Source organism: Streptomyces sp. Xyl84, from assembly GCF_059731885.1.
In genome coordinates this window covers 6,070,498-6,091,952 of record NZ_AP029182.1, presented here as the reverse complement: position 1 = coordinate 6,091,952, position 21,455 = coordinate 6,070,498, and the positions used below count along the sequence as shown (strand labels likewise).

19 protein-coding genes are annotated in these 21,455 nt (G+C 73.5%); 2 read left to right on the top strand and 17 right to left on the bottom strand.

Annotated features, from left to right (window positions below):
• The first annotated feature begins 71 nt into the window (after positions 1 to 71).
• The gene (locus AC6I72_RS26500; protein WP_498003640.1) at positions 72 to 1,001 is read left to right on the top strand and encodes an LLM class F420-dependent oxidoreductase; all 930 of its coding nucleotides are present in this window, start codon (positions 72 to 74) and stop codon (positions 999 to 1,001) included.
• Between the two features lie 129 nt (positions 1,002 to 1,130).
• On the opposite strand, the gene AC6I72_RS26495 is transcribed toward AC6I72_RS26500, so the two are convergent.
• The 11 genes from AC6I72_RS26495 to fmt form a co-directional block, all read right to left on the bottom strand.
• A complete protein-coding gene (locus AC6I72_RS26495) occupies positions 1,131 to 2,828 on the bottom strand; it encodes a flavin monoamine oxidase family protein (protein ID WP_498003639.1) in 1,698 nt (565 codons plus the stop codon).
• 59 nt (positions 2,829 to 2,887) lie between these two features.
• On the bottom strand, positions 2,888 to 3,676 hold the full coding sequence (locus AC6I72_RS26490; protein WP_498003638.1) for a carbon-nitrogen hydrolase family protein: 789 nt from the start codon (positions 3,674 to 3,676) through the stop codon (positions 2,888 to 2,890).
• A gap of 332 nt (positions 3,677 to 4,008) precedes the next feature.
• Positions 4,009 to 4,461: an Lrp/AsnC family transcriptional regulator gene (locus AC6I72_RS26485; protein WP_037859947.1), complete on the bottom strand. Its 453-nt coding sequence runs from the start codon at positions 4,459 to 4,461 to the stop codon at positions 4,009 to 4,011.
• Between the two features lie 36 nt (positions 4,462 to 4,497).
• A complete protein-coding gene (locus AC6I72_RS26480) occupies positions 4,498 to 5,973 on the bottom strand; it encodes an amino acid permease (RefSeq protein ID WP_498003637.1) in 1,476 nt (491 codons plus the stop codon).
• Between the two features lie 372 nt (positions 5,974 to 6,345).
• A complete protein-coding gene (locus AC6I72_RS26475) occupies positions 6,346 to 7,788 on the bottom strand; it encodes a GuaB1 family IMP dehydrogenase-related protein (protein WP_498004826.1) in 1,443 nt (480 codons plus the stop codon).
• A gap of 132 nt (positions 7,789 to 7,920) precedes the next feature.
• Entirely contained in the window at positions 7,921 to 8,250 is a 330-nt protein-coding gene (locus AC6I72_RS26470; protein WP_498003636.1) for a barstar family protein, read from the bottom strand.
• Positions 8,247 to 8,702 (bottom strand): guanyl-specific ribonuclease, encoded by a 456-nt coding sequence (locus AC6I72_RS26465; RefSeq protein ID WP_498003635.1) that lies wholly within the window; start codon positions 8,700 to 8,702, stop codon positions 8,247 to 8,249. The genes AC6I72_RS26470 and AC6I72_RS26465 overlap by 4 nt, the downstream gene beginning before the upstream one ends.
• Before the next feature lie 40 nt (positions 8,703 to 8,742).
• Positions 8,743 to 9,786: a sugar-binding transcriptional regulator gene (locus AC6I72_RS26460; RefSeq protein ID WP_498003634.1), complete on the bottom strand. Its 1,044-nt coding sequence runs from the start codon at positions 9,784 to 9,786 to the stop codon at positions 8,743 to 8,745.
• Positions 9,787 to 9,927: 141 nt separating this feature from the next.
• Entirely contained in the window at positions 9,928 to 10,614 is a 687-nt protein-coding gene (gene rpe, locus AC6I72_RS26455) for a ribulose-phosphate 3-epimerase (RefSeq protein ID WP_498003633.1), read from the bottom strand.
• A 354-nt stretch (positions 10,615 to 10,968) separates the two neighbouring features.
• On the bottom strand, positions 10,969 to 12,387 hold the full coding sequence (locus AC6I72_RS26450) for an RsmB/NOP family class I SAM-dependent RNA methyltransferase (protein WP_498003632.1): 1,419 nt from the start codon (positions 12,385 to 12,387) through the stop codon (positions 10,969 to 10,971).
• 326 nt (positions 12,388 to 12,713) lie between these two features.
• A complete protein-coding gene (fmt, locus tag AC6I72_RS26445) occupies positions 12,714 to 13,646 on the bottom strand; it encodes a methionyl-tRNA formyltransferase (protein WP_498003631.1) in 933 nt (310 codons plus the stop codon).
• Positions 13,647 to 13,905: 259 nt separating this feature from the next.
• On the opposite strand from fmt, the gene AC6I72_RS26440 reads away from it, so the two are divergent.
• Entirely contained in the window at positions 13,906 to 14,460 is a 555-nt protein-coding gene (locus AC6I72_RS26440) for a hypothetical protein (protein ID WP_498003630.1), read from the top strand.
• A 365-nt stretch (positions 14,461 to 14,825) separates the two neighbouring features.
• Here AC6I72_RS26440 and AC6I72_RS26435 read toward each other — a convergent pair whose 3' ends face one another.
• The 6 genes from AC6I72_RS26435 to AC6I72_RS26410 form a co-directional block, all read right to left on the bottom strand.
• Positions 14,826 to 16,973, bottom strand: coding sequence for a primosomal protein N' (locus AC6I72_RS26435; RefSeq protein WP_498003628.1), 2,148 nt, complete (start codon positions 16,971 to 16,973; stop codon positions 14,826 to 14,828).
• 146 nt (positions 16,974 to 17,119) lie between these two features.
• Complete coding sequence (metK, locus tag AC6I72_RS26430) at positions 17,120 to 18,328, bottom strand: methionine adenosyltransferase (RefSeq protein ID WP_498003627.1); 1,209 nt, start codon at positions 18,326 to 18,328, stop codon at positions 17,120 to 17,122.
• A 240-nt stretch (positions 18,329 to 18,568) separates the two neighbouring features.
• Positions 18,569 to 19,771: a bifunctional phosphopantothenoylcysteine decarboxylase/phosphopantothenate--cysteine ligase CoaBC gene (coaBC, locus tag AC6I72_RS26425; RefSeq protein ID WP_498003625.1), complete on the bottom strand. Its 1,203-nt coding sequence runs from the start codon at positions 19,769 to 19,771 to the stop codon at positions 18,569 to 18,571.
• 167 nt (positions 19,772 to 19,938) lie between these two features.
• Positions 19,939 to 20,211 (bottom strand): DNA-directed RNA polymerase subunit omega, encoded by a 273-nt coding sequence (gene rpoZ / locus AC6I72_RS26420; protein WP_003977348.1) that lies wholly within the window; start codon positions 20,209 to 20,211, stop codon positions 19,939 to 19,941.
• A 51-nt stretch (positions 20,212 to 20,262) separates the two neighbouring features.
• On the bottom strand, positions 20,263 to 20,856 hold the full coding sequence (gene gmk, locus AC6I72_RS26415; protein ID WP_366728289.1) for a guanylate kinase: 594 nt from the start codon (positions 20,854 to 20,856) through the stop codon (positions 20,263 to 20,265).
• A gap of 59 nt (positions 20,857 to 20,915) precedes the next feature.
• The gene (locus AC6I72_RS26410) at positions 20,916 to 21,239 is read right to left on the bottom strand and encodes an integration host factor (protein WP_003977346.1); all 324 of its coding nucleotides are present in this window, start codon (positions 21,237 to 21,239) and stop codon (positions 20,916 to 20,918) included.
• Positions 21,240 to 21,455 lie beyond the last annotated feature (216 nt).

Sequence of the window (21,455 nt, the reverse complement as noted above, 5' to 3'; positions counted from 1 at the left end):
CTCCCGTGTGACCGCTGTACGTTGCCCGTGGACACCGGCGATCACCGGCGATCACTAAGGAGCGCACCACCATGGCGACCCGTCTGGGACTGGGCCTTCCGCAGAACCGTCAGTACGACCTCGGCCGGGACGTGCCCGACGTGGCGCGGACGGCGGAGGGCATCGGCTACGACAGCCTCTGGGTGTACGAGCGGGCACTGTTCCCGGAGCCCGCGACCCAAGGGCTCTACGGCATCGAGGGCCTGCCCTGGCCCGACTCCTACCGCCACGTGGCCGACCCGCTGGTCACACTCACGCTGGCCGCGGCCGTCACCGAGCGGGTGAGCCTCGGCAGCAGCGTGCTGGTCGCGCCGCTGCACGTGCCCTTCCAGCTCGCCAGGACCCTGGCCTCGCTGGACGCGGCCAGCGGCGGCCGGGTGATCGCGGGCCTGGGCACCGGCTGGTCCCTGGACGAGTACGCGGCGGCGGGCATCCGCCCGATCAAGGAGCGCGGCCGGGTGCTGGACGAGGTGATCGACGTCTGCCGGGCGGTGTGGGGCCCCGACCCGGTGCGCCACCACGGCCGGATCACCGAGATCGACTCGGCCGTGGTCGGCCCCAAGCCCGCCCGGCCGATCCCGATCCTGCTGGCGGCGAGCACCCGCAAGGCGCGCGAGCGGCTCGTGGAGCACGCCGACGGCTGGCTGCCGGCCGGCACGGGCGTCGAGCAGATCGCCGCCCAGTGGCACGCCCTGCAGGACCTGGCGGCCGAGCGCGGCCGGCAGCAGCCCATCCGGACGGTGCTGCGGGCGAACGCCCGTTACTCGGCCAAGGCCCGGGAAGGCGGGGAGCGGAGCCCCTTCCACGGCAGCGCCGACCAGATCGTCGAGGACCTCCTCGCGCACGCCGAGATCGGCATGGAGGAGATCCTCGTCGACCTGCAGAGCACCCTGCGGGACGCCGAGGAACTCAAGGACGTCGCCGCTGAGGTCTACGAGAAGGCGCGGGCCGCCGGGCTGTGACCGGCCCCGCCGCCCCCGCCCGGGACCGGCCCTCGGGACCGGTCCCCGCGAGCGGCCCTCGCCGTCGGTCCTCGCGCTCCGTGCTCGCGATCCGTCCTCGCAGTCGGTGCTCGCGGTCGGTGCTCGCGGTCAGTCCTCCGGCAGTTCGACGGGCGCGATCTCGTCGTAGACGTCGCCGGGACCGGGGTTCGTCGCGTCGGTCTCCCCGCCGAAGTGGTGCATGACGCCCCAGACCGCGTTCAGCGCGGTCTGGACGGCGCCCTCGGCCCAGCCGGCCGTCCAGGAGATGTCGTCGCCGGCCAGGAAGATGCCCCGCTTGTCCTCGGGCAGCCCCTCCTGCATGAAGTGCGTGAACAGGCGCCGCTGGTAGCGGTAGTGGCCGGGCAGGTTGGCCTTGAACGCGCCCATGAAGTACGGCTCGTTCTCCCAGGAGACCGTCACCGGGTTGCCGATGACGTGCTTGCGGATGTCGACCTTCGGGTAGATCTCGCCGAGCGACTTCAGCATGACCTCCATCCGCTCGTTCGCGGACAGCGGCAGCCACTTCAGGCTGTCGTCGCACCAGGTGTACGACAGGCAGATCACGGCGGGCTTGTCCGGGCCGTCGTCCAGGAGGTAGGTGCCGCGGGTCATGCGGTCGGTGAGCGTCATCGACATGACGTCCCGGCCCGTCTCCTCGTCCTTGTCCAGCCAGAACGGCCGGTCGACCGGGACGAAGAGCTTGCTGGACTCCATGTAGTGGGTGCGCTCGATCGCCGTCCAGTGGTCGATCGGGAACAGCGCGTCGTCGCACTGGATCTTGGACAGCAGCATCCAGGACTGCGCGGTGAAGATCGCCGCCCGGTAGGTGCGGATGTCGCCGTCCGCATCCGTCACGGTGATCCGGTTGCCCGCGGTGCGGTGCAGCCGGGTCACGGCCGGGCGCGGCTCGCCGCCCGGGTGCAGCGTCTTCAGCGAGGTGCCGTACGGCCAGTGGACGATCTTCTCCGGCTCGCGCTCCCACAGCCTGAGCGGCAGCTGCTGCGAGCCGCCGACGATGCCGCGGTGGTGGTCGTCGGCCTCGGTGTAGACGACGCGCAGGATCTCCAGGATGGAGTTGGGGAAGTCGGTGTCCCAGCCGCCGGTGCCGAAGCCGACCTGGCCGAAGATCTCCCGGTGCCGGAAGGACTTGAACGCCTCGGAGTCGCACAGGAAGCCGTAGAACGTCTGGTTGTCGAGCTTCTCGACGAGTCTCGACCAGATCGCGCGGATGCGGGGCACGTCCCGCTCGCGCAGGGCGCGGTTCATGTCGGAGAAGTCGGCGCCCTCCTCCAGGCACTTGTTCCAGGCCTGGGCGACGTCCCGGTAGACCTGCGGCAGGTCGTCGATCGTCTCGGCGTAGTGCGACTCGCCCTTGAGGTCGACGACGGTCGACGGGGTCGCCTCGGCGAGCGGGTTCGGGAAGGGGCGGGTGGTCAGACCGACCAGGTCGATGTAGTGCTGGAGCGCCGTGGAGGACGGCGGGAAGCGCATCGCGCCCATCTCGGCGGTGAGGTCCGGGTCGCAGCCGTCGAAACCGACGGTGCGCAGCCGGCCGCCGATCCGGTCCGCCTCGTAGACGACGGGCTTGAGGCCCATCTTCATCAGCTCGTAGGCGGCCACGATGCCCGACAGGCCGCCGCCGATGACCGCGACCTCGCTGCCGTGCTCGGTCGCGGGTATCTGGCCGAGGCCCGCCGGGTGGGCGAGGAAGTCGTCGTACGCGTACGGGAAGTCCGGGCCGAACATGGTGATCGGCGGCTGCTGCTCGTCTGCGTGCTCGACGGCGTTGGGCACGGTGGACGTCATGGGGTACGGACTCCTTGCGCGTGAAGAACGATCGGGGGAGGTCGGGGCCGGGGCCGGTCTCAGCCCAGGGACCCGTAGAGGCCGGGGCGGCGGTCCAGCAGGTACGGGTTCGACTCCCGGGAGCGGGCGAGGAAGCCGGGGTCGGCGTCCGCGACGACGAGGTCCTCGTCGCGGCCGGCGCGGGTGCGGGCGACTCCGTCGGGGCCGGCGAGGACGGAGAGGCCGACGAACTCGAACTCGCCCTCCCGGCCGACCCGGTTGACGTACGCGACGTACATCTGGTTCTCGAAGGCGCGCACCGGCACGACCGACTCGGCGACGAACTGGTACGGGTGCATCTGCGCGGTCGGCACGAGCAGGAGGTCGGTGCCGGCGAGGGCGTGGGCGCGGACGTTCTCCGGGAACTCGACGTCGTAGCAGATCATCAGGCCGACGGTCAGGCCGCCCAGCTCGGCCTGGACGACGGGCTGCTCGCCCGGGGTGAAGTGGTCGCGTTCGAAGCAGCCGAAGAGGTGGGTCTTGCGGTAGTTCGCCAGCCGCGTGCCGTCGGCGGAGACCAGCTGGGCGGAGTTGAACACGGCGTCCCCGTCCCGTTCCGGGTAGCCGTAGGCGACCGCCAGGCCGTGCCGGCCGGCGAGGTCGGCGACGGCGTCCGCGAAGTCGCCGTCGGCTGGCTCGGCGAGGCGGCCGATGCCGTCGCCGATCGCGTATCCGGTCAGGAACATCTCCGGCGTGACCAGCAGGCGCGCCCCGGCAGCGGCGGCGCGGCCCGCGGCGGCGTCGAGGACCTTCAGGTTCTCGGCGACGGAGCCGGGGCGGCCGGAGCTCTGGAGCAGGGCGGTGCGCATGCGGGATCCTTGCCGGTCAGGGGGATTCGGGGGTCGGTTAGACGGTACGGGCGGGGGTACGGGCCGACAAGCGGGAGCCGTTGCGCGGCGGCGCGGTGTTCGTTGCGTGCGGGCGGGGCCGGGCGGCGATTCGTTGCGTGTGCGGTGGCGACGGCGGTCCGCCCGCCGCCCGGCCCCGGCGGGCGGCGGGCTCCCGCCACACGGGTCCACCGCCGGTCCGGTCCGGGCCCGGCCGGCCGCCCCTCCCCCGCCCCGCCCCACGCGCACACCACGCCGCCCCTGGACCTCGCACGGGTCGCAGGGGCGGCGGTCGGCTCCCGGGGCGCGGGTGCTTACGTGGGGGAGCCGGAGGAGTAGCGGCGCAGGAGGGGGGAGAGGACCAGGACCGACTTGGTCCGCTCCACGAACGGCTCGCCCGCGATGCGTTCCAGGACGCGCTCGAAGTGCCGCATGTCCGCGGCGAAGACCTGGGCGATCGCGTCCGCGTCACCGGTGACGGTGGACGCGGACACGACCTCCTGGTAGCGCTCGAGACCGCGCTGGATCGTCTCCGGCGAGGTGTTGCGCCGGCAGTGGATCTCCACGTAGCCCTCGGTGTGCCAGCCGAGCGCCGCGGGGTCGACGCGGACGGTGAAGCCGGTGATGGCACCGGTGGCGCGCAGCCGGTCCACCCGCCGCTTGACGGCGGGCGCGGACAGGCCGATCAGCTGCCCGATGTCCGCGTAGGAGCGGCGGGCGTCCTCGGCGAGGGCGTGCACGATGCGTTCGTCGAGATCGTTCAGCACGGGGCGTGGGTCACTTCTTCGGGGTCGGGCTCGGGACTACTGGGCGGCCGTCGCGGGGGCCGGACCGGCCGCGAGACGGGAACGGCGGTGGCCGTACAGGAAGTAGATCACGAGCCCGACGGCCATCCAGATCCCGAAGACCACCCAGGTGACGGTGGACAGGCTGCCCATCATCCACACGCACAGCACGAAGCCGATCGCGGGCAGCACCGGCGACAGCGGCACCCGGAAGGTGCGGCGCATGGCCGGGCGGGTCCGGCGCAGCACCACGACGGCCACGTTGACCAGGGCGAAGGCGAAGAGGGTGCCGATGCTGGTGGCGTCCGCGAGCTGCCCGAGCGGGATGGCGGCGGCCAGCACACCGCAGAACAGGGACACGATGACGGTGTTCACCCGGGGCGCGCCCGACTTGGGGTGGACCCGGGAGAACGCCTTGGGCACCAGACCGTCGCGGGACATCGCGAACAGGATGCGGGTCTGGCCGTAGAGGACGGTCAGCACGACGCTGGCGATGGCGATGACCGCGCAGAAGGCCAGCAGGGTGCCCCAGAAGCTCTGGCCGGTGACCTCGCGCATGATCTGGGCGAGGGCGGCCTCCGAGTCGTTGAACTGCCGCCAGGGCTTGGCACCCACGGCGACGGCGGCGACCAGGACGTACAGCGCGGTGACGATCACCAGGGAGAGCATGATCGCGCGCGGCAGGTCGCGCTGCGCGTTCTTCGCCTCCTCACCGGCGGTGGAGGCCGCGTCGAAGCCGATGTAGGAGAAGAACAGCGTCGCGCCCGCCGCGCTGACACCGCCCATGCCGAGCGGCATGAAGTGGGAGTAGTTGCCGGAGCGGAAGCCCTGGACGCCGATCGCGCAGAACAGGATCAGGGCGGCGATCTTCACGCACACCATGATCGTGTTGGCGCGCGCCGACTCCTTGGCGCCGCCGAGCAGGAAGGTCATCGCCAGCAGGACGACGATCAGGGCGGGCAGGTTGAAGACGCCGCCGTCGCCGGGCGGGGCCGACAGGGCCGCGGGTATGGTCACGCCGATCGTGCCCTTGAGCAGCTCGTTGAGGTACTCGCCCCAGCCGACGGCGACGGCGGCCACCGACACGCCGTACTCCAGGACCAGGCACCAGCCGCAGACCCAGGCGATCAGCTCGCCCATCGTTGCGTATGCGTACGAGTAAGAGGACCCGGAGACCGGGATGGTGCCGGCCAGTTCCGCGTAGGACAGGGCGGAGAAGAGTGCCGTCAGACCGGCGATCACGAAGGAGAGCGTGACGGCGGGCCCGGCCTTGGGGACCGCCTCGCCCAGGACGACGAAGATGCCGGTGCCCAGGGTGGCACCGATGCTGATCATGGTGAGCTGCCACAGCCCCAGGGAACGCCTGAGACTGCCTCCCTCACCCTGGCCGCCCTCCGCGACCAGGCGTTCCACGGGCTTGCGACGCATCAGGCGCGCACCGAAGGACGAGGGGACGGTGAGGGTGCGGTTGGGCGGTGCGCCTTGGTCGAGCACGCGCGGCTCCTTGTCGCTGCGGTTCTTCGAGCGGCGGGGACCGGTGGCACCACGTCCCGTGGGGACCCACCGAGCGGGGTCCCTGCCACGCCATGTACAGCGCAGACCCTATGAGGCTGCGCTTCACAAGCGTAATGCAGCAACCTTGCGTCTCTCCGCATGATCGTTGCGTTCCGGGGCCCTGCGCGGGTGTTCGTTGCGCGGGGGCTTTCGACCGTTGCGTACGGGACGGGTGGGAGTGTCCCGTTGTGCCGTGGCCGCCAGGGACGCCGACGGCCCCCGCCGTCCCGGCAGCGGGACGGCAGGGGCCGTACGGAAGGGGGCCGCTCCGCTCCGGGCGGCGGGGCAGCCGGCCGGGGGGAGCGGCGGCGGTCAGCTCCAGCTGGCGTGCAGCGGCTTGCCCTCGGCGTAGCCGGCCGCGCTCTGGATGCCGACGATCGCCTTCTCGGCGAACTCCTCCAGGGACCCGGCACCGGCGTAGGTGCAGGAGGAGCGGACACCGGCGATGATCGAGTCGATGAGGTCCTCGACGCCCGGGCGGGCCGGGTCGAGGAACATCCGGGAGGTGGAGATGCCCTCCTCGAACAGCGCCTTGCGGGCCCGGTCGTAGGACGACTCCTCCGAGGTGCGGTTGCGCACCGCGCGGGCAGAGGCCATGCCGAAGGACTCCTTGTACAGGCGGCCGTTCGCGTCCTGCTGGAGGTCGCCCGGCGACTCGTACGTGCCCGCGAACCAGGAGCCGATCATCACGTTGGACGCCCCGGCGGCGAGCGCCATCGCCACGTCGCGGGGGTGACGGACGCCACCGTCGGCCCACACGTGCTTGCCGTACTTGCGCGCCTCGGCCGCGCACTCCAGCACGGCGGAGAACTGCGGCCGGCCCACGCCGGTCATCATCCGGGTGGTGCACATGGCGCCGGGGCCCACACCGACCTTGATGATGTCGGCGCCCGCCTCGATCAGGTCCTTGACGCCCTCGGCGGAGACGATGTTGCCGGCCACGATCGGCACCCGCGGGTCGAGGTCGCGGACCAGCTTGATCGCGCTGATCATCGACTCCTGGTGGCCGTGGGCCGTGTCGATGACGAGGGTGTCGACGCCCGCGCCGAGGAGCTGCTCGGCCTTGCCCGCCACGTCGCCGTTGATGCCGACGGCGGCGGCGACACGGAGCCTGCCCTGCGCGTCGGTGGCCGGGGTGTAGAGCGTGGCGCGCAGGGCGCCCTTGCGGGTGAGGATGCCGGCGAGGCGGCCGTCCTTGTCCACGGCGGGCGCGTAGCGGCGGTTGGCCGCGTCGAGCCGGTTGAAGGCCTCGCGCGGGTCGATGTCCGCGTCCAGCAGCACCAGGTCCCGGCTCATGACGACCTCGAGCTGGGTGAAGCGGTCCACGCCGGTCAGGTCCCGGTCGGTGACCACGCCGACGGGCCGGTGGTCCTCGTCGACGACCACACCGGCGTTGTGCGCGCGCTTGGGCAGCAGGGACAGGGCGTCGGCGACCGTCTGGTGCGGGGCCAGCACGATCGGGGTGTCCAGGACGTGGTGGCGGCCCTTGACCCAGGAGACGACCTCGGTGACGACGTCGATCGGGATGTCCTGCGGGATGACCACCAGGCCGCCGCGCCGGGCCACGGTCTCGGCCATGCGGCGGCCGGCGATCGCGGTCATGTTGGCGACGACGAGCGGGATGGTGGTGCCCGTGCCGTCCGGGGAGCTGAGGTCCACGCCCTGACGCGAGCCGACCGCGCTGCGGCTCGGCACCATGAAGACGTCGTCGTACGTCAGGTCGTACGCGGGCTGGATGTCGTTGAGGAAACGCACGTGCTGCACATCCCAGTCGATCAGAGGTGGCCCCCGGACAGGTCAGCCAGGGGGAAAGAGCACGTACTTCATTCTCCCATGCCGGACGGCCGGTCATGCCCTGTCGCAACATCCAGGCTGGTCAGAGGGGGTTTAGGAGGAACCTCCAAGGTTCAGGGCCACGGCCAGTGCGGGGGTGCGGTCCGCCGCCTCGGCGAACACGTCCTCGGCCGTGCGCCACTCCTCGGGGCGGCCCTCGGCGTACGCGTGCCAGCCCCGCACGACGAGCAGCAGGCCGCGCTCCGCCGCCTCCTGCGGCCACACGGAGGGGTCGGCGAGGGAATCGGCCAGCGCGTCCCAGTTGCGGCCGAACCAGTCGGGCAGCGCCAGGGCCCGCGCGGCCCGGTCCATCAGGCCGGCCTTGTCCGTGACCCCGTCGAGGTCCAGGACGGCCACGAGCCGGCCGGTCAGGTCTTCGCTCATCTCAGCACCGCCCGGAACGAGTCGTAGTGGTCGTCGGTGTAGTAGATCTCGCCGTCCCGGCCGGTGACGAGACGCCGGGCGCCCCGGTCGCGCGAGCCGGGGGTCCTGACCGTGTACTCGTGGTAGTAGCCGCGCGCGTGGGCCGGCAGCCGCTTCTCGAAGTTGCCGAAGACGACGCCGTCCCGGGAGTACGGGAAGGGGCCGCCCCGGTCGATGAGGGCCAGGGTGCGGCGGGCCTCGGCCGGCAGCCGGGACTCCCGCACGGTGGCCATGCCCCGCGCCCAGCCGGGCGTGGCGGCGCCGGGCGACGCGGAGGACCGGGCGTGAGGGGAGGCCGCGCCCCCCGTGGCGGAACCGCCCGGGGCCGGGCCCCCGGCGGAACAGCCCGCCAGCAGGACGGCGAGGCAGACGAGGAGACCCGCGAGCGCACGGGGGACGGACCGCAGCAGCATGGCGACGATGCTCCCACGGCCGTCCGCCGGCGGCCCGCCGTCAGGCCCCGTCCGGGTCCGTCCGGTGCAGCGCGGACTTGGGGGACGGTCCGGCCGTCATCAGGTAGTCGGCGGCCGAGGTGTCCGTGACGAGACTGGTGACCAGCCCCGAACGCAGCACCGCGTCGATCGCGGCCGCCTTGCGCTGGCCGCCGGCGATGGCGACGACCTCGGGGATACGGCGGAGCTGGTCGGCCTTGACCGTGATGCACCGCTCCCCCAGGTCGCGGCCGATCCGGCGGCCCTCGGCGTCGAAGAGGTGCGCGGCCATCTCGGCGGCGACGCCGAGCGAGGCGTAGTGGGCGCGCTCCTCGTCGCTGAGCATGTCGTGCACCGTGGAGATGCCCGGCTCCCACGAACCGATGGAGACGCAGGCGACGGTGACCTTGTCGAAGTACTCGAAGGCGCGGGCGATCCCGGTCTGGTTGCGCAGCGCCGCCGCGGTGGCCGCGTCCGGCAGCAGCATCGGCGCGTAGATGGGGTGCGCGTCGCCACCGGAGACCTGGGCGGCGCGGCGGACGGCCTCCACCGAGCCGCGCTCGGAGGTCCCCGCGTCGTACACGCCCGTCAGCTGCACCACCGTGCACGGGGGCAGCCGGTCCAGGGCCGCAGCCATGTGGATGGTGGAACGGCCCCACGCCAGGCCCAGGACGTCGCCCTCGTCGACGAGTTCGCCGAGCAGGTCGGCGGCGACCTCGCCGAGGTTCTCCGGGTCGGGCGTCTCCTCCGCCTCGGCCGGGGACTCGACCACGACGGCGTGCCGCAGACCGTAGCGGGCGCGGAGCGCGTCGGAGCGCTCGGCGTCCAGCTCGGCCGGCACACGGATCTCGATCCGTACGAGATCCCGTTCGAGAGCGGTCTCCAGGACCCGGGCCACCTTGAACCGGCTCACGCCGAACTCCTCGGCGATCTGGATCTTGGACTTGCCCTCGAGGTAGAAGCGGCGGGCCATGGCCGCCGCCTGCACCAGCTCAGCGGGTCCCATCCGCACTGCTGACCGGCCCGCCGACATACCCGACACGGCGTTCTCCTCACTGCTGTTCACACTCTGGATTCGCCGTTCATCCTTGCAGATCCGGCGCTGTTGATCAGCCCTGATGAGAGCCGTTCACGTACCTGATGCCCAGTGGTTGCACGTCCGGGACGCCCCGACCGCGCGTACCGGCCGCCCGGGATGCCCCGATACTCAGTGGCCGCACGCCCAGGATGCCTGGGATGTGGCCGTCTGCGCCTGTGCGCGCAGGGCGCGGACCGCCTCGGACGGGTCGTCGGCGCCGTAGACCGCGGAGCCCGCGACGAAGACGTCGGCGCCGGCGTCCGCGCACCGCTCGATCGTCGAGGCCGAGACGCCGCCGTCGACCTGGAGCCACAGCTGCAGGCCGTGCTTGCCGATCAGCTCCCTGGTGCGGCGGATCTTGGGCAGCATGATGTCGAGGAACGCCTGCCCGCCGAAGCCGGGCTCCACCGTCATGATCAGGAGCATGTCCAGCTCGGGGAGCAGGTCCTCGTACGGCTCGATGGGCGTGGCGGGCTTCAGCGCCATCGAGGCGCGGGCGCCCTTGGCGCGGATCTCGCGGGCCAGGCGCACGGGCGCGGCGGCGGCCTCGACGTGGAAGGTCACCGAGGAGGCGCCCGCCTCGACGTACTGCGGGGCCCACCGGTCCGGGTCCTCGATCATCAGGTGGCAGTCCAGCGGGGTGTCCGTCGCCCGCGCCAGGGACTCCACGACCGGCACGCCGAGGGTGAGGTTCGGGACGAAGTGGTTGTCCATCACGTCGACGTGGAGCCAGTCGGCCCCTTCGACCGCCTTCGCCTCCTCGGCGAGGCGCGCGAAGTCGGCGGACAGGATGCTGGGGTTGATCTGCACGGCCATGCCCCAAGCCTGCCATGCCGCGGCGCCCGGCCGGAACGGCGGGCCGCCGGGGGCCGTGGGGGCGGCCCCCCGGGTGCCGGAGCCGGTGTGCGCTCCGGTTGCGGGTCGTAGGCCGGACCGCGGGGCCGGGGGCGCTGTTCCCCGCGCCGGCGCGGGAGCCGCCCCGGCGGCGCCCCGGCAGGCGTCGCAGGTCAGGGGCGGGGGCCGTTCCGGTGGCGGCCGGGCCGACCCGGCACATCCGGGGCGGGGCGGCCCCGGATGTGTCCCTGCACGTTCCGCGCATCAGGGACGGGCCGGCCCCGGGGGCACCCCGGCAAGTCCCGACGCTTCGGGGGCGGCTGCCCCGGTGGCGATTCAGCCGGTGCGGCGGATCAGGGCCAGGTACATCGCGTCCGTGCCGTGCAGGTGCGGCCACAGCTGGATGTCGGGGCCCTCGCCCAGGGCGGGGACGCCGGGCAGCAGCGGCCTCGCGTCGATCAGTTCCGTCGCCGGGAACTGCTTGAGCAGGTCGGCGACGACCGCACGGGTCTCGGCGAGGTGGGGCGAGCAGGTGGCGTAGCCGACGACACCGCCGACACGGACCGACTCCAGGGCGGTCCGGAGCAGGCCGCGCTGGAGCGGCGCGAAGCCGTCGAGGTCCTCCGGGCGGCGCCGCCAGCGGGCCTCGGGGCGGCGGCGCAGGGCGCCGAGGCCGGTGCACGGCACGTCGACGAGGACGCGGTCGAAGCTGCCCGGCCGCCAGGCGGGGCGCGTCCCGTCGGCGGCGATCACCTGGTACGGCCCGGGGTTCCCGGCGAGCGCCTTCGCGACCAGTCCGGCCCGGTGCGGCTGCTTCTCCGAGGCCAGCAGCACGGCGCCGCGCTCGGCGGCGAGCGCGGCGAGCAGGGCGGCCTTGCCGCCGGGCCCCGCGCAGCCGTCCAGCCACTTGCTGTCGGGGCCGTCGACGGGCGCGGCGGCCAGGGCCAGGGCGACGAGCTGGCTGCCCTCGTCCTGTACGCCCGCGCGCCCCTCCCGGACGGCGTCCACCGCGCCCGGCTCGCCGCCCTCGGTGAGCCGGACGGCGTACGGCGACCAGCGGCCCGGCACCGCGGCCTCCTCCCGCAGCAGTTCCTCGGTGGTGGCGCGCCCCGGCCGGGCCACGAGGGTCACCTCGGGCCGCTCGTTGTCGGCCTCCAGGAGGTCCTCGATGCCGGCGCGTCCGCCGCCGAGCGAGTCCCACAGGGCGGACACGACCCAGCGCGGGTGGGAGTGGACGACGGCGAGGTGGTCCTCGGGGTCCTCGTCGTAGGGCGGCGCGACCTTCTCCAGCCAGCCGTCGAGGTCGTGCTGGGCGACCTTGCGCAGCACCGCGTTGACGAACTTGGCGCGCCCGTCACCGAGCACGACCCGGGCCAGCTCGACGGTGGCGGAGACCGCGGCGTGGCTCGGGATACGCGTGCCGAGGAGCTGGTGGGCGCCCAGGGCGAGCACGTCCAGGACGGGCGGGTCCACCTCCCTGAGCGGCCGGTCCACGCACGCGGCGATGATCGCGTCGTACGTGCCCTGCCGGCGCAGGGTGCCGTAGACCAGCTCGGTGGCGAGCGCCGCGTCCCGCCCGTCGAAGTCGCCCTTCTCCCGGGCCTTGCGCAGCAGGGGCGGCAGCACGAGGTTGGCGTACGCGTCGCGTTCGTCCACGGCGCGCAGCGCGTCGAAGGCGAGGATGCGGACGGGGTCCTTCTGGGGCCGGCGGTACGGCTTGGCGGGCTTGCGGGGCCGACGGGGGGTGTCGCTCACGAAAAGGTGCTCCGGATGTCTGGGGCGCCGCGCACGGACGCGTGGGGCGGGGCCGGGCGCGGGTGCGCGGGCCCGGGTGCGCTGTGCACCCAGCCTACGGCCCGGCCCGGCGCCCGACCGGCCCTCCCCCGTCCCTGACCTGCCGGACGACCACCGCACCGCCGTCCCGGCCGCCGCGCCCTCCCCCGTCTGCCGGTCCCGGCCCGGCGGGCGTCGCTGCCCCCGTCTGCCGGTCCCGGCCCGGCGGGCGTCGCTCCCTTCCCGCGGGCCGAACGGCTCCGCCGCCGACCGACTGCGTCGACCGCGCCGGAGGCGCACGGCGCCGGTCAGCCGCCCAGGGTCTCGCCCTCGGCGATGCGCACGCCCCGCGCCCAGTCCGCCGCGCGCATCGGCTTCTTCCCCTGGGCCTGCACCCACAGCAGCTCGACCGCGTACGAACCCGTGCCGACGTGGACGTCGTTCTTGCCGACGGCGAGCGCGCCGGGCGCGAGGTCGGTGCGCCGGGGCACGGGGGCCACCTGGATCAGCTTGAGGCGTTCGCCGCGGAACGTGGTCCAGGCGCCGGGCGCCGGCGTGCACCCGCGGACCACCCGGTCCACGCGCAGGGCGGGGGCGCTCCAGTCGACCCGGGCGTCCTCGACCGTGATCTTGGGCGCGAGGGTCACGCCCTCCGACGGCTGCGGTACGGCCTTCAGGGTGCCGTCCTCGATGCCGTCCATGGTCGCCGCGAGCAGCCCCGCCCCGGCGAGCGCGAGCCGGGTGAGCAGGTCACCGCTGGTGTCGGTGGGACGGATCGCCTCCGTGACGGTGCCGTAGACCGGACCGGAGTCCAGCCCCTCCTCGATGAGGAACGTGGAGGCGCCGGTGATCTCGTCACCGGCCATGAGGCTGTGCTGCACCGGCGCGGCACCGCGCCACGCGGGCAGGAGCGAGAAGTGCAGGTTGACCCAGCCGTGCGCGGGGATGTCCAGGGCGGTCCTGGGCAGCAGGGCACCGTAGGCGACGACGGGGCAGCAGTCAGGGGCGATCTCCTTGAGCCGCTCCTGGAAGTCGGGGTCGCGCGGCCTGGCCGGCTTGAGCACCTCGATCCCGGCCTCCTCGGCGCGTTCGGCGACCGGGCTCGCGATCAGCCTGCGCCCCCGGCCGGCCGGTGCGTCGGGGCGGGTGACGACGGCCGCGACCTCGTGCCGCCCGGAGGCGAGCAGGGCGTCCAGGGCGGGAACGGCGACCTCGGGGGTACCGGCGAAGACGAGCTTCATGAGCGGGTGCGGGCCTCTCGGTCAGGATGTTCGGGGTGGGTACGCGGCCCACAAGTCTATGACCCCGTAAGGCGGTGGGCGGGAAGCGGCCGGAGGCGGGGAACGCAGCGCACAGCCGCTCCACGGGGGGCGTACGCATATGCCCTTACGCCCCCACAGCGTGACCAGCGGGCGGAAAACGCGTTGGTCAAGTGAGAGTTGACCAAAAGGGCCGCTCGTACGGCCCGTTCCTTTCAACGCCGGTTCGAGAGGCTTGTTCATGGCCGACCACGCAACCCACGACGCCCAGGCCCGGGCCAGCCTGCACTTGCTGGTGCGGGACATCGAGCGGGTCCGCCGGCAGGTGGACGCACTGCGCACGCTCACCGCCCAGTTGGGCAACGTCTACCGCCCGCGCCGCTCCGGCCCCTCCACGGGCTTCGTCGTCTACGGACGGGCCCCCGCCCCGACGGTCCGCCTCGCGCAGGAGCTGCGGGACAGTGTCGAGACCCTGGTCACGGCCGCCGTCGACTTCGACCGCTCGCTCGGCTTCTCGTGGGACGCGGTGGGCTCGGCGCTCGGCGTCACCAAGCAGGCGGTGCACCGGCGTTACGGTGCGCGCCGCGCCGCCGCGCAGGCGGCTGCCGCCGAGGCCGAGCATGCGCCGGAGACGCCGGGCACCCGGCCGGTCGCCCTGGGCCCCGGCCTGGCCGCGGCGCCCGCGGTGCCCACGGTCCCGGCTGCCCGGTCGATGCCGACCCAGCCGACGGCCGGCAGCCCGTCGCTGCGCGAGGACGTCAGGCCGACGGCCTTCCCGGGCCCGCGCAACGGCTGACGCACCGCCCCCGGCGCGGCCCCGCCCCGGTGGGAACCCACGGGCCCGGGTCGAGACCCTCGCGGCAGAAGCAGGCCCTCGCCACGGAAGCGGACCTCACCGCGGGAAGGAGCCCTCGCAGCAGGGCTCGTAACGGGGGCGAGCCTCGGCGGCGGGAGAGGTTCTCGCTGGGGAAGGGGTCCCCGTGACGGAGGCGGGGCCCGCCAAGGAAGGGGCCCTCGCAGCGGGAAGGGGCCTCGTGACGAGGGCGGACCCCGCCGAGGAAGCACCCTGGCAGCGGGAAGGGTCCTCGCAGCGAAGCAGACCCCGGAGCGGAAGCGCGCCTCGCCACGGAAGCGGGCCCCCGGCATCCGGGGCCCGGTCCGTCACCCGATGTCCGGCGGATCGATCCGCACCCACACCGCCTCGCCGCTCCCCCGGGCCGTCCGGGCCGCCTGTGCGGCCTTCAGGGCCGCGGCGAGGGCGGAGCCGCTGCCGGGCGGCACGCGGACCAGCGCCCGCTCCCAGTGCTCGCCGGGCGGCGGCGCGCCGGGCCGCCGGGGGCGGCCGGCCGGGGTGTCCGGCACCGGCACGGGCCCGAGGATCTCGGCGTCGCGCGGCAGCTCGACCGCGTGCAGGAAGTCCGCGACCGCCGCCCCGGGGCCCGTCACGGCCGCCATCCGGGACACCGGCGGGAAGCCCAGCTCGGCCCGCTCGGACAACTCCCGCAGCGCGTGCCCCACGGGATCCCAGCGCACCAGCGCCTGCACGGGGCGCAGGGTCGGCTCGGCCACGACGACCACCGTGCCGCCCGCCTCCTGCGGCCGCACCAGGGCCGCCGCGCCGATCCAGCGGCGCAGGGCGTCCTCGCCGGCCCGCAGGTCGGGGCGGCCCAGCATGGCCCAGCCGTCCAGCAGGAGGGCCGCCGCGTAGCCGCCCTCGGCGACCGGCTCGGCCCCCGGTGTGCTCACCACCAGGGCGGGCGTGCCCGGCACCGTGTCGAGCACGTGTTCGCGGCCCGACGTGCGCACCGGTACGGCGGGGAAGGCCCGCCCCAGTTCCTCCGCGGTGCGCCGGGCCCCGACCACCTGGGCCCGCAACCGGAACGCACCGCACTCCGGGCAGTGCCAGCCGGACTCCTCCCGCCCGCACCAGCCGCAGCGCAGGATGCCCGCGTCCTGGCCCTCCAGCGGACCGGCGCAGTGCCGGCAGCGGGCCGGCGCCCGGCACTGCGCACAGGCCATCCGGGGTGCGTACCCGCGCCGGGGGACCTGGACCAGGACGGGGCCGTGCCGCAGCCCCTCCCTGGCCGCCTGCCAGGCGAGCGAGGGCAGCCGGGCGGCCCGCGCGGCCTCGTCCCGCGCGAGGTCGCCGTCGCCCACCGTACGCACGAGGGGCGCGGCCCGCCTCACCTGGTCCCGCGCGGCGACCAGGGGCCGTGCCCAGCCGGTCTCGACGAGCTGGGCCGCCTCCACGGTGCAGCTCCAGCCACCGAGCAGGAAGGCGCACCGGTTCTGCGCGGCGCGCAGCAGCAGCACCTCGCGCGCGTGCGGCTGCGGCGCGTGCTGCTCGCTGTGGCTGTCGTCCCCGTCGTCCCACAGGGCGACCAGCCCGAGGTCGCGGACCGGCGCGAACATGGCCGCGCGGGTGCCGACCACGGCCCGTACCGAGCCCCTGCTCACCGCGAGCCACTGCCGGTAGCGCTTCTCGGGCCCCGCGTCGGCGGTGAGCAGCGCGTGCCGCCCCTCGCCCAGGAGCGCGGTCAGCGCGGCGTCGAGCCGGGCGGCGATCCGGCCGTCGGGGACGACGACGAGAGCGCCGCGCCCGGAGGCGAGCGTCGCGGCCACGGCCCGCGCCGTCTCCTCGCTCCACTGCGGCCCGGGCAGGGCGTTCCACACGGCCCGGGGGGCGCCGCCTGCGGCCAGCAACTCGATGAAGGCGGCCCCGTGCCCGTAACGGGTCCAGGAGCCCGGCTCCGGGGCCTTGGGCGGCGGCAGCGGGGCGGGCGAGGGCCGCTGTTCGGCGCGCGCGCTGCGCGGTGGGACGGCGAGCTGGAGCACGTCGGCCACGCTGCCCGCGTAGCGGTCGGCGACGGCTCGGACCAGCGCCAGCAGTTCCTCGCTCAGGACGGGCTCCGGGGAGACGACCTGCGCGAGCGCGGCCAGCGGCCCGGAGTAGTCGGACTCGGCGCGCCGTTCGACGAGGAACCCGTCGATGAGGCCGCCGCCCTCGCGCCGGCCCTCGCGCACCCGGTGCCGTCCGGCGCCGAAGCGCACCCGCACCCGGACCCCGGGCTGCGCGTCGGCGTCCAGCTCGGCGGGCACGGCGTAGTCGAAGGAGCGGTCGAGGTGGAGCACGCCCTTGTCGACGAGCACGCGTGCGACGGGCAGGTGCGGGGCGAGGGCCGCCCCGCGCCAGGTCCGGGGCTTGGCCCGGGGCTCCTTGGCCTTGCGCACGGTCTCCCGGATGAGCGCAAGCTGCTCGGGCGGCGCACCCTCGGCCCCGCCGTCCCCCGGCCCGTTCTCGCTGCTCACGCTTGCATTTTTACCAAACGGCACTGACAACGGGCCTGACCACCGCTGCGGCTCCGGACGCCGCCGGGAGCCGCGCCCGCGGGACGACGACGGCTCCCGGGACCACGATCAGGTCCCGGGAGCCGTCGCTCCGTGTCCGCGGCCCGTTACAGGCCCACGGCCTCGCGCAGCGCGTCCACGCGGTCGGTGCGCTCCCAGGTGAAGTCCGGCAGCTCACGGCCGAAGTGGCCGTAGGCGGCGGTCTGCGAGTAGATCGGACGCAGCAGGTCGAGGTCGCGGATGATCGCGGCCGGACGGAGGTCGAAGACCTCGTCGATCGCCTTCTCGATCTTCTCGGGCTCGACCTTGTGGGTGCCGAAGGTCTCCACGAACAGACCGACGGGCTCGGCCTTGCCGATGGCGTACGCGACCTGCACCTCGCAGCGGGAGGCGAGGCCCGCGGCCACCACGTTCTTCGCGACCCAGCGCATCGCGTACGCGGCGGAGCGGTCCACCTTGGACGGGTCCTTGCCGGAGAAGGCGCCGCCGCCGTGGCGGGCCATGCCGCCGTAGGTGTCGATGATGATCTTGCGGCCGGTCAGGCCGGCGTCGCCCATCGGGCCGCCGATCTCGAAACGGCCGGTGGGGTTGACCAGCAGGCGGTAGCCCTCGGTGTCCAGCTTGATGCCGTCCTCCAGGAGCGACTTCAGCTCCGGCTCGACGACGAACTCGCGGATGTCGGGGGCGAGCAGCGACTCCAGGTCGATGTCGGAGGCGTGCTGCGAGGAGACGACGACCGTGTCCAGGCGGACGGCCTTGTCACCGTCGTACTCGATGGTGACCTGCGTCTTGCCGTCGGGGCGCAGGTAGGGGATCGTGCCGTTCTTGCGGACGTCCGAGAGGCGCTTGGACAGGCGGTGCGCGAGGAAGATCGGCAGCGGCATCAGCGTCGGCGTCTCGTCGGAGGCGTAGCCGAACATCAGGCCCTGGTCACCGGCGCCCTGGCGGTCCAGTTCGTCCTCGTCGCCCTCGACGCGGGCCTCGTAGGCCGCGTCGACGCCCTGCGCGATGTCCGGGGACTGCGCGCCGATCGACACCGACACGCCGCAGGAGGCGCCGTCGAAGCCCTTCTTGGAGGAGTCGTACCCGATCTCGAGGATCTTGTTGCGGACCAGGGTCGCGATGTCCGCGTAGGTCTTGGTGGTGACCTCGCCGGCCACGTGCACCAGGCCGGTGGTGATCAGCGTCTCGACGGCGACCCGCGAGGAGGGGTCCTCCCGCAGGAGCGCGTCGAGGATGGTGTCGCTGATCTGGTCAGCGATCTTGTCGGGGTGACCCTCGGTCACGGACTCCGAAGTGAACAGGCGACGGGACACAACGCTCCCTGGGGTTGCAGCGGCTGCTGGCTGATCATTGGCGGACGGCACGGGGGGCTGCGCCCGGCGTCGTCCGTGGACAGTTTATCGGTCGCACTCGGCCACCGGCCCACCTGTCTCGCCACTCGGGAGCCCTGTGACCTGCGGCACGGGCATTCTGCCCAATGCCCGCGGAGATTGAACAGGGCCGCCGGGTGAGGGTGTGCGGTGTTCGAGTGGCGTGCGAGGCGGCGGGGACGATCAGCCCAGCCGGGAGACGACCAGGTCCCACACCGTCTCGGCCAGGGCCTCCTTCGGCCCGTACGGGACCGGCGTCTCGCCGCCGTCGGCGGCCAGCACCACCGCCTCGTTCTCCTCGGAGCCGAAGGTCCTGCGCTCCCCCACCTCGTTCACCACGAGGAGGTCGCAGCCCTTGCGCGCCAGCTTCCTGCGGCCGTTGGCGAGGACGTCGTCGGTCTCGGCGGCGAAGCCGACGATCACCTGCCCGGCCCGCGCCCGGTCGGCCGATATCTCCGCGAGGATGTCCGGATTGCGCACCAGTGCGACGGGCTCGGGCTCCTGGTCGTCCTTCTTCTTGATCTTCCCGGCGGCGTAGACCGCGGGGCGGAAGTCGGCGACGGCGGCCGCCATCACCACCGCGTCGGCGTCCGCGGCCGCCTTCAGCACCGCCTCGCGCAGCTGTACGGCGGTCGAGACCCGGACGAGGTCGACGCCCGCCGGGTCCGGCAGCTCGGTGTGGGCGGCGACCAGGGTGACCCGGGCGCCCCGGGCCGCGGCGGTGCGCGCCAGCGCGTAGCCCTGCTTGCCGGACGAGCGGTTGCCGAGGAAGCGGACGGGGTCGAGCGGCTCGCGGGTGCCGCCCGCGCTGACGACGACGTGCCGGCCGGCGAGGTCGGGGGCGCCGGCGCCCCGGGCGAGGACGCGGCGGCAGACCTCGAAGATCTCCGCCGGGTCGGGCAGCCGCCCCTTGCCGGTGTCGACGCCGGTGAGGCGGCCGACGGCCGGCTCGATGACGAGGGCGCCGCGCCGGCGCAGCGTCGCCACGTTCTCCTGGGTGGCGGGGTGCTCCCACATCTCCGTGTGCATGGCGGGGGCGAAGACGACGGGGCAGCGGGCGGTGAGCAGCGTGTTGGTCAGCAGGTCGTCGGCGAGGCCGTGGGCGGCCCTGGCGAGCGTGTCGACGGTGGCCGGGGCGACGACGACCAGGTCGGCGTGCTGGCCGATGCGGACGTGGGGCACCTCGTGGACGTCGTCCCAGACCTCGGTGGCGACGGGGTTGCCGGACAGGGCGGACCAGGTGGCGGCGCCGACGAAGTGGAGGGCGGAGGCGGTGGGGACGACGCGCACCTCGTGCCCGGACTCGGTGAACCGGCGCAACAGTTCACAGGCCTTGTACGCGGCGATGCCGCCGCTGACCCCCAGCACGACCTTCGGCTTGTCCACCGTCTCTCCCTGGCTCGGCCCCGGTGCGCCCGGTGCGGCGCACGCCTCCTATGACACACCACAGGCCCGGCAGTCGCGCTGCCGGGCCTGTGGAAAAAGCTACTTGCGGTCGGTTGATACGACTTGTCGCATCATGCCTGCGCCGCACTGCGCCGTATCGTCGGCGGTTACTGCGCCGGGCCTTCGATGGCCTCGGACGTCAGCAGACCGGCGTTGATCTCCCGCAGGGCGATGGAGAGCGGCTTCTCGTGGACGTGGGTGTCGACGAGCGGACCGACGTACTCGAGGAGGCCCTCGCCGAGCTGCGAGTAGTACGCGTTGATCTGGCGGGCCCGCTTGGCCGCGTAGATCACGAGGCTGTACTTCGAGTCGGTGGCCTCGAGGAGCTCGTCGATCGGCGGGTTGATGATGCCCTCGGGCGCGGAGATGGAAGAGGACACGCTCTACCTTCCGATGGATGGGAAAGAATCAGTCCGGATGATCGGTGACGATCACACGACGTCCATCAAGGCTAGCAGCTCGCGCGCCACGTCCTCGACGGAGGTGTTGACCAGGGTCTCGTCGAACTCGGGCTCGGCCGCCAGCTCGACCTTCGCGGCCCGGAGCCGGCGTTCGATCACCTCGGGCGGCTCGGTGCCCCGGCCGGTGAGCCTGCGCACCAGCTCCTCCCAGGAGGGCGGGGCCAGGAACACCAGGCGTCCCTCGGGCATGGACTCGCGGACCTGCCGGGCGCCCTGGAGGTCGATCTCCAGGAGGACCGGCACACCCGCCTCCAGGTGCTCCAGCACGGCGGCGCGCGGCGTGCCGTAGCGGTTGCCGGCGAACTCGGCCCACTCCAGCAGCTCGCCGTTGGCGATCAGCTTGTCCATCTCCTCGTCGGTGACGAAGAAGTAGTGGACGCCGTGCTGCTCGCCGGGGCGGGGCTTGCGGGTCGTCGCCGACACCGAGAGCCAGACCTCGGGGTGTTCCTTGCGCATATGAGCGACGACCGTGCTCTTGCCGACCCCGGAGGGGCCGGAGAGCACGGTCAGCCGCGGACGAGCGTCCGGGGGTACGGGGGTCGTCCCCCGGGGTGTTACAGCCATGCAGCGATTATTCCAGCAATCCGGCGGTGCCCGGGACGCCCGCCCCGGGGCCCGGGACGTCAGGAACCGGTGCTGCCGAACTCACGCTCCAGGGAAGCGATCTGGTTGGAGCCGAGGCCGCGCACACGACGGCTCTCGGAGATGCCGAGTCGCTCCATGATCTGCTTGGCGCGGACCTTGCCCACGCCCGGCAGGGACTCAAGAAGGGCGGACACCTTCATCTTGCCGATGACGTCGTTCTCCTGGCCCTGCTTGATGACCTCGTGCAGGGAGGCGCCGGAGTGCTTGAGTCGATTCTTGACCTCGGCCCGCTCCCGGCGAGCCGCGGCGGCCTTTTCGAGCGCGGCTGCGCGCTGTTCAGGGGTAAGGGGCGGAAGAGCCACGCCTACGTCACCTCGGATGTCGAACTGTCGGATACGGACCGGTGAGGAACCTAGTCGCCCCACACCTGGGGAGCCACGAGCAACACGCTCGCCCGATGACTCTCGACGGAGACTAGCGGTCGAGGGCGCCAGAGTCAGCGAGAACAGCGGAAAAGTCCTGGTCAGCCTCAGTGAGGCCGGGCATTTAGGACATATTGCCCCGGATTTGAGAATGTA